Source organism: Psychrobacter sp. 1U2 (assembly GCF_051847575.1).
On record NZ_JBPYDC010000024.1, the window covers coordinates 27,741 to 41,829 of the forward strand.

Genomic DNA, 14,089 nt, shown 5'->3' on the forward strand with positions numbered 1-14,089 from the left:
ATTATGAAGATTGTTTCTGATAAAACGCCGAAGGTAGATGTCGCCAGCATTTTGACGACAAACGAGATTGCCGCTATTCATGATTTTATGCATCATTATCCACAAGCGCGCTCCGCGTCTTTGGATGCGCTTAAAATTGTGCAAAAACGCAATGGCTGGGTAGATGATGCGCAGGTCAACGCTATCGCTAATATTTTAGAGATTCCGGTGACTGATATCGAGGGCGTCGCCACTTTTTATAATCGTATTTATCGGCAGCCGGTCGGCCGTCATGTGATTCTTATTTGCGATTCGGTATCTTGTTATCTAACAGGCTATGAGGCGCTATCCACCGCTTTTAGAGCCGAGCTAGGTATTGAGTATGGTCAAACTACTGCTGATGGTCGCTTTACTATTTTACCGATTTGTTGTCTAGGTAACTGTGATAAAGGTCCAGCGGTATTGATCGATGAAGATACCTATGGCCCAGTACAACCTGATGAAGTCGCGCAATTATTGGAGCTATACGCATGAGATTATCAGTTGCAGAGCAAATTGCCCAGCGTCACCAAGGTAAAGCCCCAAGCCAGTTAAATGAGCAGCGCATTCCTGTTTATGGTGATAAAGCCACAGCAACCAGCGAAACCAAACCTTTGACGTGGCGGCTTGCACACCATGACGCCGTGTTGGATCTGGCCACTTATGAGTCCCTGCGCGGTTTTGAAGCGCTAAAGATGGCGCTGAATCAATCCGCTGGCGATACACTGAGTACTATCAAAGAAGCGGTAGTAAAAGGTCGCGGCGGTGCTGGTTTCCCCGCTGGTATCAAGTGGTCGCTAATGGCGCCGAATGATGGCGGGCCGCGCTACTTAGTCTGTAACGCTGATGAGATGGAGCCTGGCACCTTCAAAGATAGACTGCTTATGGAGCGTCTACCGTTCCAGCTTATCGAAGGTATGCTTATCTCGGCTTATGCCATTGAAGCGACAGCGGGTTATATCTTTATTCGCGGCGAGTATATATTAGCAGCCGAGCGTCTAAATGCGGCGCTCGATGAGATGCGCGCTAATAACCTACTCGGTGATAATATTCTAGGCTCAGACTTTAGCTTTGATTTGCATGTGCATACAGGCGCTGGCCGTTATATCTGCGGTGAAGAGACGGCGCTACTGAACTCTTTAGAAGGTCGCCGCGCTAATCCTCGTACTAAGCCGCCTTTTCCACAAGTTGCTGGCGCTTGGGGCAGACCAACTATCGTCAATAACGTTGAGACCTTACATAACGTCTCGGCTATTATTCTGCACGGTAGTAAATGGTATCAAGACCTATCGAAGATCAAAGGCGTGGTTGAGACTCCGGGTACAAAACTATTTGGCTGCTCAGGTCTGGTCAATGACCCAGGACTTTGGGAGCTGCCATTTGGTTATACCGCGCGCGAGATTATTGATGATTTTGCAGGGGGTATGCAGGAGGGGCGTACGCTTAAAGCTTGGTTACCAGGCGGCGCTTCCACTGATTTTTTAACTGCTGAGCATTTAGATACTATTGTCGATTTTGATACCATTCAAAAAGCCGGTAGCCGTATGGGCACAGGTCTACTTATGGTCGTCGATGAAGCGCAAGATATGGTACCGCTGCTGCGCAACCTTGAGATTTTCTTTCAGCGCGAATCTTGTGGCTTTTGTACGCCGTGCCGTGACGGTCTACCTTGGGGCGTCAAGCTACTTACTGCTATCAACGATGGCGAAGGGCAAGTCGGTGATGTGGAAAAGCTTGAAGGTTTGACTCGCGATCTTTGGATTGGTAAGACTTTCTGCGCTCACGCTCCTGGTGCTATGGAACCGCTGATGAGTGCGATCAAATATTTCCGTCCTGAGTTCGATAGTAAGATTGCTCAGGCGGTAGGCGAAGATGTGATTGAGGCTGCAGGTAACTCACAGCCAGTAGCAAAATAAGGAGAACGGCATGGCAGTCATACATATTGATGGAACCACTGTCGAAGTTGATGGCGCGGATAACTTATTGCAAGCGTGCCTATCACTTGGCATTGATGTGCCGTATTTTTGTTATCATCCGGCATTAGGCTCAGTGGGCTCTTGTCGTCAGTGCGCCGTCAAGCAGTATCAAAGTAAAGAGGACCTAGAGGCAGGCAAAGGTAAGCTGGTGATGTCCTGTATGGTCGCGCCAGGCGATGATATGTATATCTCGGTGACGGATGATGAGGCAAAAGCCTTTCGCAAGTCGATGGTTGAGCTACTAATGACCAACCATCCGCATGATTGCCCGACTTGTGAAGAAGGCGGGCATTGCCACTTACAAGATATGACGTATATGTCCGGTCATAATACGCGCCGTTATCGCTTCACTAAGCGCACTCACCATAATCAAGAGCTTGGCCCTTTCATTGGTCACGAGATGAACCGCTGCATCGCTTGCTATCGCTGCGTACGTTTTTATAAAGACTATGCCGGCGGCGAAGATTTAGGGGTGTTCTCTTCTAATAATCGAGTCTATTTCGGCCGTGAAAAAGACGGGCAGTTTGAAAGTGAGTTTTCGGGTAACTTAACCGAAGTCTGCCCAACTGGCGTGTTCACAGATAAGACGCACTCTGAGCGTTACAACCGTAAGTGGGATATGCAGTACGCACCAAGTATCTGTCATGGCTGCTCAGCCGGTTGCAACATCTCACCTGGCGAGCGTTATGGTGAGCTGCGCCGGATTGAGAACCGTTATAACGGCGAGGTCAATCGTTATTTCTTATGTGATAGAGGCCGTTTTGGCTATGGTTACGTCAACCGCGCAGATCGCCCAACCCAAGCGCTTGAGCGTATCAATGATAAGCACGTCAAAATCAATATCGATTATGCATTAGATGAAACGATTAAACGCCTCCAAGATAAAAAAATCGTTGGTATTGGCTCGCCGCGCGCGAGCTTAGAGACCAACTTTGCGCTAAAAAATCTAGTCGGTTTTGACAATTTCTCAACCGGCCTTAATCATCATCAGCAGTCGCTCGTCAATAAGTGTATCGAAGTGCTGAGCACCGAAGGCATCTATAATCCAAGTATGACTGATATCGAAAGTCATGACGCGGTGCTGATATTAGGGGAAGATATCACGCAAACTTCCTCACGAGTGGCGTTGTCCGTGCGGCAAGCGGCCAAAAACAAAGGTTTGAAAATGGCGGCGGCGGCTAAGACGCAAGCTTGGCTTGCCGAGCCGGTACAGCGTATTGCCCAAGGAGCGCTCAGCCCTGTTTATGTGGTCGATGTCACCCAAACGAAGCTCGACGACATCAGTAAGGCAAGCGTAGTGGCAACTCCGGAAGATATCACTCGCTTAGGGTTTAAGATTGCAGATGAGATTGCTGGTTTAGCGGACGACTTAACTCAAATAGTTAATCCGGATGAACCACAAAGCCAAGCTTCAGCCGACAGCGACAACAATGATGGCGATAATAGCGATGGCATGCAAGCGTTAGCCAAGCAGATCGCATATGACTTAATACAAGCCGATAAGCCCTTGGTTATTGCGGGTACCAGCTTAGCTTCTAACGCTATGATTGAAGCGGCCGCGCAAATTACGCAAGTATTGACTAAAAAACGCACTAGTATAAAAGCGACTGAGCAAGAACAAGTAGAAGCTCACAATGCTAAAGTCAAAGCGGCAGAGCAACAAGCGCAGACCGCTCAGCCTGAAGAGGACAAAGAGCTAGCCGCTAAGCCTGCCAAACCAGAAACCGGTACAGACAAACAAGAACAAGAAGATATCAATCGTGAGCCTGCTGATGAGCTGGAGTTAAAAGAGGCGAATATCAACTATAGCGCCCAAGCCGGTATTTACTTGACCGTGCCAGATGCCAATAGTATTGGCGTGTGTTTGCTCGGTGGGCAGTCGGTAGAAGAGCTACTAGCGACTGACTTTGATGTGGTCGTCGTGGCTGAAAACCAATTGAGCGATGCTATTGCGCCAAGCAAGTTAACCCAGCTATTAACCGATAAAACCGTTATCGCGCTCGACCATCAGCTGCTAGATTGGCACAAAGATGTCGATATCGTGCTGCCGGCTGCCAGCTTCGCAGAAGCCGATGGCACGCTAGTGTCTAGTGAGGGCCGCGCGCAGCGTTTCTTCCAAGTCTATGATAATAATTATTACCACCCAATGAGTAGTATCAAAGAAGGCTGGCGCTGGTTACATGCAGTGCATAATAGCCTACTCGGTAAGCCTGTCGATTGGACGCAGCTTGATGATGTGATCAACGCCTTGATAGCGACCCATCCCAAGCTTGCCGCTATCAAAGATGCCGCTCCTGATGCTGATTACCGTATTAGCGGTCTAAAAATAGCGCGTCAGCCGCGCCGCTATTCGGGCCGTACCGCTATGCGTGCGCCAATCTCAGTACATGAGCCGATGCAGCCTAAAGACTTAGATACTGGTTTGACCTTTTCGATGGAAGGCTATAGCGGTAAGCAGTCTGCTAGCTCTATGATTCCTTTTGCCAATGCGGCAGGCTGGAACTCACCGCAAGCTTGGAATAAATACCAAGACAAAGTCGGTGGTAGCCTAAAAGGCGGCGATCCTGGCGTACGTCTTTTCGATCAAGGGGAGCGCTTAGTGGAGCGTCAGTATGTGGCGCCAGAAGCGGCCGCCTCTAACCGTACGGATATTGAGCAAGGCCAAGCAAAACTAGTGCCTATCTATAACATATTTGCCAGCTCGATAATGGCAGCGCGTAGTCCGGTTGTTGCAGAGCAGCTACCTATCGCGACTTGGCGTATAGGGGCTGAGGATGCGAGCGCCTGGGGCATTAGCGCTGGTGATTATTTAGCTATCGATATCGAGCAGCAGCAGATGACGCTGCCGGTGCAAGTGGTTGATTATTTAGCAGAAGGCTGTATCGGCTATCCGGTTGGGCAAGTGAGCATTATTCATCCCTCAATGCCGGCTTCAGTACGCAAGGTTGAAGGGCCGGTTGCTGGCGTTAAAATAAACGGTGACATGGCTGATGATATGGTCACTACTGCTGACGATGTCAGTACTAGCGGTACACAGGAGATATAATATGCAAATTACTCGTATCATTCCTGAGGTGCCAAGCTTTCTGGCAAGTAGCTTAACCGTTGAGACTTGGTGCATTCTGTTCTTAGTCTTACAAGCCTTAGTTATTTTTTTAGTGGTGGTTATCGTCGCGGCGGTCATGATTGTTTATGAGCGCCGGATGCTAGCATTGTGGCAGGATCGCTATGGTCCAAATCGCGTCGGGCCTTTTGGCTCGCTACAATTAGTCGCGGATATGCTGAAGATTTTTTTTAAAGAAGATTGGACGCCAAAATTTACTGATAAGTTTATTTTCACCTTAGCGCCAGCGGTAGCGATGTTCACCGCCTTGGCCTCTTTTGCTATTATTCCTGTGTCGCCGACGCTTGGCGTGGCGGATTGGGATATTGGTATTCTGTTCTTCTTTGCGATGGCAGGGTTAGCTGTTTACGCGGTTATGTTTGGCGGTTGGGCCTCAGCCAATAAGTTTTCTTTACTAGGTGGCCTGCGCTCGGCGGCGCAAACGATCAGCTATGAAGTGTTTTTGGGCTTGTCGCTTATGGGCGTTGTCGCTTTGACTGGCTCTTTTAATTTGCGCGAGATTGTCGAATCACAAATTGATGGCTGGTACATCTTTCCGCAATTTTTAGGCTTTTTAACCTTTGTAGTAGCTGGGGTAGCAGTCACGCACAGACATCCCTTTGATCAGCCGGAAGCGGAGCAAGAGCTTGCTGAAGGTTATCATGTTGAATACTCAGGTATGAAGTTCGGAATGTTCTTTATTGGCGAATACGTCAACGTAGTGCTGATCTCAGCATTGATGACTTGTTTGTTCTTTGGGGGCTGGTTACCACCCTTTAATATCGATATTCCGTTTATTCCGCCGGCTTTTTGGTTCATGATTAAGACGCTATTCTTTATGACTATGTTTGTCTTAGCACGGGGCTCATTGATGCGTCCTCGCTATGATCAGGTGATGAACTTTGGCTGGAAAGTCTGTCTACCAGTTACATTGATCAATCTATTGATTACCGCTTTGGTGATTTTGATTTTTTCGCCAACGCTGTAGCTGTGTGCTGTCTTATAGGTGACTCAGAGAAATGCTGATAAGGATAATAATCCCATGTTAAACGCCATAAAAAAGACGGTCATCGGTATCTTTACCATTGTCCGTAGTATGTGGATGGTCAATAGCCATGCCATAAGGCCACGCGATACTATACTTTATCCAGAAGTACCGGTACCGGTACCGCCCAGATTTCGGGGGCGTATTATATTGACGCGTGACCCTGATGGCGATGAGCGCTGTGTGGCTTGTAATTTATGTGCGGTTGCTTGTCCAGTAGCTTGTATCTCGCTACAAAAAGCGGAACGCGAAGATGGACGCTGGTATCCAGAGTTTTTCCGTATTAACTTCTCGCGCTGTATATTTTGTGGCATGTGCGAAGAAGCTTGTCCGACGACAGCGATTCAGATGACGCCAGATTTTGAGATTGGCGAGTATGTGCGTCAGGACTTAGTCTATGAAAAAGAGCATTTATTGATCTCAGGACCAGGAAAATATCCTGATTATAATTACTACCGAGTGACAGGTATGGCAGTAGACGATAAACCAAAAGGCGCGGCGCAAAACGAGTCAGCACCTATCGATGTAAGGAGTTTACTACCATGATGGAGTTTATGAATCATCCGGATTTGGTAGGGTTTTATGCTCTAGGCGCAGTGGCTATCTTTGCCAGTCTACGAGTGGTGACTCATGCCAATCCAGTACATGCTATCTTGGCGATGATCGTCACTTTGCTAGCGTTATCAGGTATTTTCTTTGTCTTAGGGGCACCTTTCGCTGGTGCTCTTGAGATTGTGGTCTATGCCGGCGCCATTATGGTGCTATTCGTTTTTGTCATTATGATGCTCAATTTGGGCATGGCCGATGAGGCGCGCGAAGAGCGTTGGCTCGATGCTAAGACTTGGGCGATACCAACTGGACTCACGCTTATTATCGCCGTAGTGCTATACGGCATGATCGGTCTCAATCATGACGAGACCGCCGTTATTGGCGGGATCACTGTCCCAGCGAAGGCAGTCGGTACAGTACTATTTACCAAGTATATTATGCTCGTTGAAGTGGCAGCCTTATTGTTGCTCGCAGCCTTGGTTGCCGCTTATCACTTAGGTAAAGAGTCTAATGACGATGAGATTGTCGGTAATGATAGCTTAGCTTATCGCCCTTCGGTAGGTAGCATCAAAGAATATGATGAAGATAAACCTGAGAATAATACTGATGCGACCGAAATGGCTAAGCCTTATGTTTATGATACGGTTGATCCTAATGATTATGTGGCAGCACCGCGTAGCAAGCGTAAGGAGCTAGACTGATGGTACAAGCAGTAAGTGTGGCCGAGGAGGTATCAAGCGTCCCCTTTGCGCATGAGGTAGTCGGGTTTGCAGAGCCGGCTATGGCGATGCAAAATACGCTGGGTCTGATACCGATGAGCCATGGACTAATATTGGCCGGTATTCTATTCACTATCGGTCTTTGCGGTGTCATGGTGCGACGCAATTTTTTATTTATGCTGATGGGACTTGAGATTATGATGAATGCCGCGGCATTGGCATTTGTGGTCGCAGGCAGCCGCTGGGTCGATCCAGATGGACAAGTCATGTTTATCTTTATTTTGACCTTAGCCGCAGCTGAAGTCTCTATCGGGCTTGCGATACTATTACAGTTTTATCATAAGCGTGGGCATCTCGATGTCGATAGCGCCAATGAGATGAAAGGATGATGCCATGAATTTATTACCATTAACCTTTATATTTCCGCTCATTGGCTTTTTAATCCTAGCCTTTATGCGTGACAAATTATCTGAGCAGGCTGCTGGTTTTGTCGGTGTCGGCAGCATGGCGTTATCGGCGCTTTGTACCTTAGTCGCAAGCTTTAGCTTTTTAACGAGCTATCCTGCTGGCACAGTGCTGCAAATACCATTGTGGACTTGGTTTCAAGTCGGTGATTTTGCACCTGGTTTCAGCTTAAGCTTCGATGGCTTAGCGCTGACTATGACAGGCATTATCACTGGTGTGGGCTTTTTGATTCACCTGTTCGCTGCTTGGTATATGAAAGGTGATACGGGTTTTGCCCGCTTCTTTAGTTATATGAACCTGTTTGTCGCTAGTATGTTATTGCTAGTGCTCGCCGATAATTTATTACTGTTATATCTCGGCTGGGAAGGCGTCGGTATCTGCTCGTACCTTTTGATTGGCTATTACTATCATGATCGCGCTAATGGTCAGGCAGCAATAAAAGCCTTTACCGTGACTCGTATCGGTGATGTGTTCTTGGCTTTTGGTCTATTCTTGCTATTCCGCGAGTTTGGCACGCTCAATATCCAAGAGATTATCACCCGGGCGCCGCAAGTGTTCGATATTAATAATCCAACCATGATCCTGACGACCATGATGCTCGTTGGCGGCGCTATGGGTAAGTCAGCCCAGCTACCGCTACATACATGGCTCGCTGATGCGATGGCAGGCCCGACACCAGTGTCAGCTTTGATTCACGCCGCGACTATGGTAACGGCCGGTGTCTACTTGATTGCCCGTATGCATCCACTGTTTGAGCTGACCCCAGGGATTTTACTGTACTGGGTCGGCGGCGTTGGCGCCTTGACGCTTGTGGTCGCAGGTTTCTGTGCTTTAGCGCAAACCGATATCAAGCGTATTCTAGCTTATTCAACCATGAGTCAAATCGGCTATATGTTCTTAGCGCTCGGCGTAGGCGCATGGCAAGGCGCTATCTTCCATTTGATGACGCATGCTTTCTTTAAAGCCTTATTATTCTTGTCGTCAGGTGCAGTGATCTTAGCGGTACATCATGAGCAAAACATCTTTAAGATGGGCGGCCTGCGCCGCAAGATACCCTTAGTATTTTGGTGCTACTTGGTAGGCGGCGGTGCGTTAGCGGCTATTCCTTGGGTGACGGTCGGTTTTTACTCTAAAGAAGCGATTCTTTGGGAGACTTATGCCACCGGTCATCAAGTGTTATTTTATATGGGCGTATTCGGTGCTTTCTTAACCGCGCTTTATACTTTCCGGATGATTTGGATTGTGTTCTTTGGGGAAGAGAAGACGCACGCGCATAAGCTAAAAGGCGTCTCCTACTGGTTGCCATTGACAATACTGTTAGTGCTATCTACCGCGGTTGGTGCCTTAATTACGCCGCCGCTACAAGGGGTGTTACCAGAGAGCTTTGGGCACATGTTAGAGCTGAGCGGGGAGGCACATGGTAAGCACACGGCTGAATATATCGCTATGGGCGCGATGCTTGCAGGCTTAATCATAGCGGTGCTGTTATATGTCGTTGATAAAGGCCGGATGCTCACTAAGTTTAAACGCTCAAGTTTAGGCGGGGCACTTTATTATTGGTGCTATCACGGTTTAGGCTTTGATGCGCTGTTCGATATCGTATTTGTAAAACCCTTTTTATTCATCGGCCGCTTGTTCAAAGCCGATCCTGTCGATAAAAGCTGGATGGTATTGCCTATGCTGGCTTCAGTCGGTAATAAGGTGTTCTCCCGGACGCAGACAGGGTCTCTTCGAGGCTACGCGGCAAGCTTTGGCTTGGGTGTGGCGGTATTGCTGGTGCTGGTAATGATGACGGTGGTGTAAGATGATAGAGTTACAACAAACGTGGATGCTACCGGCATTAATTGCGATTCCGTTTATAGCGGGGTTGTTATGTTGGTTGGTTGAGCGCTTCAATAAGCGCCTGCCGCGCTGGATTGCTTTAATCGGCATGATACTGACTTTTGTTTTGTCTTTAGTGCTATGGCATTACGGTGATTTCAGTGGTATGAGTAAACAGGTGATCGCGCCGCAGTCGGCCGTACCTTGGGTCGCTGAATTCAGTGTGCCTTGGATACCCGCTATGGGCATTAGTTTCCATCTAGCGATGGATGGCATGTCACTATTGATGGTGGCTTTGACTGGGTTTTTGGGTGTGGCAGCGGTGGCTTGTTCATGGAATGAGATTCAACGCCGAGTTGGGTTTTTTCATCTCAACTTGCTATGGAGCCTAGGCGGCGTCATCGGGGTGTTTTTAGCCATCGATTTATTCTTATTCTTCTTCTTTTGGGAGATGATGCTAGTACCTATCTACTTCTTGATCGCTATCTGGGGTCACGATGTGGTCGGTGGTAAAACTAAGGAATACGCAGCAACAAAATTCTTTATCTATACCCAGGCCTCAGGGCTTATCATGCTGATTGGTATTTTGTTGCTAGTCATCTTCAATCGCGCGCAAACGGGCACTGTTAGCTTTAACTATAATGATTTACTCGGCACCTCTCTTGGCGGCTGGGAATATCCGATTATGCTGTGCTTCTTTATCGGTTTTGCAGTGAAATTGCCGATTCTGCCTTTTCATGGTTGGCTACCTGACGCGCATGCGCAGGCACCGACGGCCGGTTCTGTCGATTTGGCAGGGGTACTGATTAAGACCGCGGCCTATGGTTTAATACGCTTTGTATTGCCATTATTTCCCGCCGCCTCTCAAGAGTTTGCGCCTATTGCGATGACGCTCGGTGCTATCGGTATCTTCTACGGGGCGTGGCTCGCCTTTATGCAGACGGATATGAAGCGTCTACTCGCTTATACCAGTATCTCGCATATGGGCTTTATTGTTTTAGCGATTTACGCAGGTACTTTGCTCAGCTTACAGGGCTTGATGGTACAGATGCTCGCACATGGATTAAGCTCAGCAGCGCTATTCATTATGGCCGGTCAGCTATACGAGCGTTTGCATACTCGCGACATCACTTTGATGGGCGGTATGTGGGGTCAGTTCCGCTATTACGCACCGATGCTGATGTTCTTTTGCGCCGCGTTACTCGGCATCCCAGGCACGGGTAACTTCATTGGCGAGTTTATGATTTTGTTCGGCACCTTTGCCCAGTATCCAGTGTTTGTGGTATTAGCAACCTTTAGCTTAGTGCTAGCGGGTCTGTATTCATTGCTCTTGGTTTACCGTACTTTATTTGGCGTAAATAACACTAAAGAAGTGGCGCTAAAACACACTAAGACGCATGGTCTACCCCAGCGTCCATTAAAGGACTTAGGTAAGCGCGAGGTCACCTTGCTGCTGACTTTAGCCGCCGGTTTAGTCTGGCTCGGACTGTATCCACAGCCGGTTTTGGATACTTCTAGTGAAGCGATGCAGTGGATCAATAATGCCTATATTTATAGCGAAGTCACTCAAGTAGACGCATCGAACCTGCTTGATGCAATGGAGGCACGTTAAGTCATGACTGATATTACGATGAATGATTTGATGGGGCTGATGCCTTACGCACCGATTCTTATAATAGTGATTACCGTGATCTTGACGATGATCGCGATCACTATTAAGCGCTCACATTTTATTACCGGTACGATTACCGTAGTAGGTCTCAACGTAGCTCTGTTTACTTTGCTGGGTCAAATGACTGGCATGGTAAGCTCCGGCTCGCTGATGCCGCTCGCGGAGCAGATGTTTGTCATTGATAATTTTGCCCAGTTCAATATGGTGGTCATTCTTATCTGTGCGCTTGCTTGCTGTACATTGTCCTATGCTTATCTTGCCAACCTACAGGATAATAAAGAAGAGCTGTATTTGCTGATTCTTATCTCTACGGTAGGGGCACTACTGATGGTCTGTGCTCAGCATATGGCCGCGTTCTTTATTAGCTTAGAGCTGTTGTCGGTGCCTTTGTATGGCTTGCTCGCTTATACTTTTTCGCGCAACCAATCCCTAGAATCGGGGCTTAAGTATCTTGTGCTATCAGCGACAGCTTCAGCGACCTTGCTGATGGGTATGGCCTTTATTTATGCACAAATTGGCGCTTTAGGGTTTAAGCAAATTAGCGTTGTGCTTGTTAATGCCTATGATTCACCTTTGGTGATTTTAGGGGCGGCGCTGATGATGTTCGGTATCGCTTTTAAACTATCTGCAGCACCGTTTCATATGTGGACGCCTGATGTCTATGAAGGGGCACCAGCGCCTATCGCCACTTATCTTGCTTCAGTATCGAAAGTGGCGATGATGGCATTAGCCGTGCGTTTCTTACTCGATACCGCGCTACTGGCGCTACCTTCAGTACAGATGCTTCTCATGGTGATGGCGACTTTATCTATCTTAATAGGTAACATGCTCGCCATTCGCCAGAGTAACCTTAAGCGCTTATTGGGGTATTCCTCCATTGCGCACATGGGCTATGTACTGATTGTTATCGTCAGTATTGGCGCGGCTGCCGATAGTATTTCGAGTATGTATATGGCGGTTTATGCCTTTACTTCGATCGGTGCATTCGGGGTGGTAACACTGATGTCTAGCCCGTATCGGCTCTCGGGTGAAGCAGATAAGCTGATGTATTACCAAGGTCTATTCTGGCGCCGTCCGGTACTGACCGCGGTTATGACCATTATGATGCTATCGCTGGCGGGTATTCCGCTGACGGCAGGCTTTATTACTAAGCTGTTCGCTATCTTAGCGGCGGTACAAGGGGCGCAGTGGTTCTTAGCAGCGATGATTATCTTAGGTAGCGCGATTGGACTGTTTTATTACTTACGCGTGATGTTGACTTTGTTCAAACGTCCAAAAGCTTATGTTGAGTTTGATGTCGTCGGCCATTGGGGCGTACGTATGGGTGGTCTGATGGTAATTGCGGTGACTATTCTTATTATCGGCTTTGGTATCTTACCGAATAATATGATTGAATGGGCGGCGCTTGCGCGTATTTGGTAACATGAAGCGAGAAGTCATTTAATTAATAAATAAAGGTTAGCGCAGGCTAGCCTTTTTTATGGATATTTAAAAATTAAAACTTAAAGATAAAAATGGTGAGCTTGAATATAAGGCTCAGCGCCATAATGTATAAGAATGACAACGGCTTTAACAGAAATTTAATGAATAGCTGTCTATATAGTTAAGCCTAAATTAAAAGAATACAGCGGTAGTAGCCGTGCTACTGGTATAAATTTTCCTTGCGTGCTGTATTCACAGAGGCTGCGCAAAATTCATTCCAGTAGCACATCATAAGTCCTGAGAAATTGATAACTATAAATCGATAACAATATTAATCCATAACGATAAGTGATTCTTTATTATGAGCGATAATATTCAAAAAGTAACCGTACTAAGTAAGACCACTTGGACGCCTAATTTATTTAGCTTTACGGTAACGCGTCCGGACAGCTTTAAGTTTACCGCCGGCCAGTTCGTGCGTTTAGGGGTTAATCCTAGTAAGCTTAAATATCATCAGCAGCAATCTAGTGAAGGCGCTGATGAGGCACTTAATGAAGATATCTTTCGCGCTTATTCTATCGTCTCATCGCCTTTCGATGAGGTGTTGGAGTTTTTCTCTATTGTCATCGAAGATGGGGCTTTTACCTCCGAGCTGCAGCATTTGCAAGTCGGCGATGAGCTGTTACTCAATACCATGCCTTTTGGGTTTTTGACCTTAGCACGGTATCAAAAGCCGCTGCCAAAAGACTTATGGTTACTGGCAACGGGTACGGGTCTTGCGCCATTTCTATCGATGCTGCAGGATCTACAAACGTGGGAAGATTATGAGCATATTGTGCTCGCCTATAGCGCTCGCAGTGAAGAGGAGCTGGCGTACGTCGAGATGATCAACCGTTTGCAGTCCGATTTTGGTGAGCTTGTGGATCATCCTGCTAAGCTGATATTTGTGCCGATTGTCACCCGTGAGCCGATGGCAGGCGCGTTGACTGAGCGCCTGCCCAAGCTGTTAGTAGAGGGTAGCCTACAAGAGCGAGCTGGTATCCCGCTTGATATTGACACCGCCCATGTGATGCTCTGCGGTAACCCTGAGATGGTCGAAGACACCAAAGAAACCTTAAAGTCCTTAGGTATGGTGATGAATCGCCGCGGTGAAGGTAATATTGCCGTAGAGAACTACTGGTAAGCCAATATCATAGCTAAGATAGTAACTAAAAAACCCCATTCTGAACCGACCCCCATAAGTTGGACACAACTTATGGGGTATTTTTATGCATTACGACCTAGACTTTAAGCTGCAAG

Annotated in this window: 11 protein-coding genes; all 11 read left to right on the top strand. The window is 47.5% G+C overall.

The window, feature by feature from the left end; translation table 11 throughout:
- The first annotated feature begins 3 nt into the window (after positions 1–3).
- The 11 genes from nuoE (at position 4) to ACS8FD_RS10995 (ending at position 13,973) form a co-directional block, all read left to right on the top strand.
- Complete coding sequence (nuoE, locus tag ACS8FD_RS10945) at positions 4–513, top strand: NADH-quinone oxidoreductase subunit NuoE (protein WP_439275880.1); 510 nt, start codon at positions 4–6, stop codon at positions 511–513.
- A complete protein-coding gene (nuoF, locus tag ACS8FD_RS10950) occupies positions 510–1,934 on the top strand; it encodes an NADH-quinone oxidoreductase subunit NuoF (protein ID WP_439275881.1) in 1,425 nt (474 codons plus the stop codon). The genes nuoE and nuoF overlap by 4 nt, the downstream gene beginning before the upstream one ends.
- A 10-nt stretch (positions 1,935–1,944) precedes the next feature.
- Positions 1,945–5,040, top strand: coding sequence for an NADH-quinone oxidoreductase subunit NuoG (nuoG, locus tag ACS8FD_RS10955; protein ID WP_439275882.1), 3,096 nt, complete (start codon positions 1,945–1,947; stop codon positions 5,038–5,040).
- Between the two features lies 1 nt (position 5,041).
- Positions 5,042–6,085, top strand: a complete 1,044-nt coding sequence (nuoH, locus tag ACS8FD_RS10960; RefSeq protein ID WP_439275883.1) for an NADH-quinone oxidoreductase subunit NuoH — start codon at positions 5,042–5,044, stop codon at positions 6,083–6,085.
- A 54-nt stretch (positions 6,086–6,139) separates the two neighbouring features.
- On the top strand, positions 6,140–6,688 hold the full coding sequence (gene nuoI, locus ACS8FD_RS10965; RefSeq protein WP_439275884.1) for an NADH-quinone oxidoreductase subunit NuoI: 549 nt from the start codon (positions 6,140–6,142) through the stop codon (positions 6,686–6,688).
- Positions 6,685–7,392, top strand: coding sequence for an NADH-quinone oxidoreductase subunit J (gene nuoJ, locus ACS8FD_RS10970; RefSeq protein WP_439275885.1), 708 nt, complete (start codon positions 6,685–6,687; stop codon positions 7,390–7,392). Before nuoI ends, nuoJ begins: the two co-directional genes overlap by 4 nt.
- Before the next feature lie 98 nt (positions 7,393–7,490).
- Entirely contained in the window at positions 7,491–7,799 is a 309-nt protein-coding gene (nuoK, locus tag ACS8FD_RS10975) for an NADH-quinone oxidoreductase subunit NuoK (RefSeq protein ID WP_439243832.1), read from the top strand.
- 4 nt (positions 7,800–7,803) lie between these two features.
- Entirely contained in the window at positions 7,804–9,678 is a 1,875-nt protein-coding gene (gene nuoL / locus ACS8FD_RS10980; RefSeq protein WP_439275886.1) for an NADH-quinone oxidoreductase subunit L, read from the top strand.
- A 1-nt stretch (position 9,679) separates the two neighbouring features.
- The gene (nuoM, locus tag ACS8FD_RS10985; protein WP_439275887.1) at positions 9,680–11,308 is read left to right on the top strand and encodes an NADH-quinone oxidoreductase subunit M; all 1,629 of its coding nucleotides are present in this window, start codon (positions 9,680–9,682) and stop codon (positions 11,306–11,308) included.
- Positions 11,309–11,311: 3 nt separating this feature from the next.
- Complete coding sequence (locus ACS8FD_RS10990; RefSeq protein ID WP_439275888.1) at positions 11,312–12,790, top strand: NADH-quinone oxidoreductase subunit N; 1,479 nt, start codon at positions 11,312–11,314, stop codon at positions 12,788–12,790.
- A gap of 361 nt (positions 12,791–13,151) precedes the next feature.
- On the top strand, positions 13,152–13,973 hold the full coding sequence (locus ACS8FD_RS10995) for a ferredoxin--NADP reductase (RefSeq protein ID WP_439275889.1): 822 nt from the start codon (positions 13,152–13,154) through the stop codon (positions 13,971–13,973).
- Positions 13,974–14,089 lie beyond the last annotated feature (116 nt).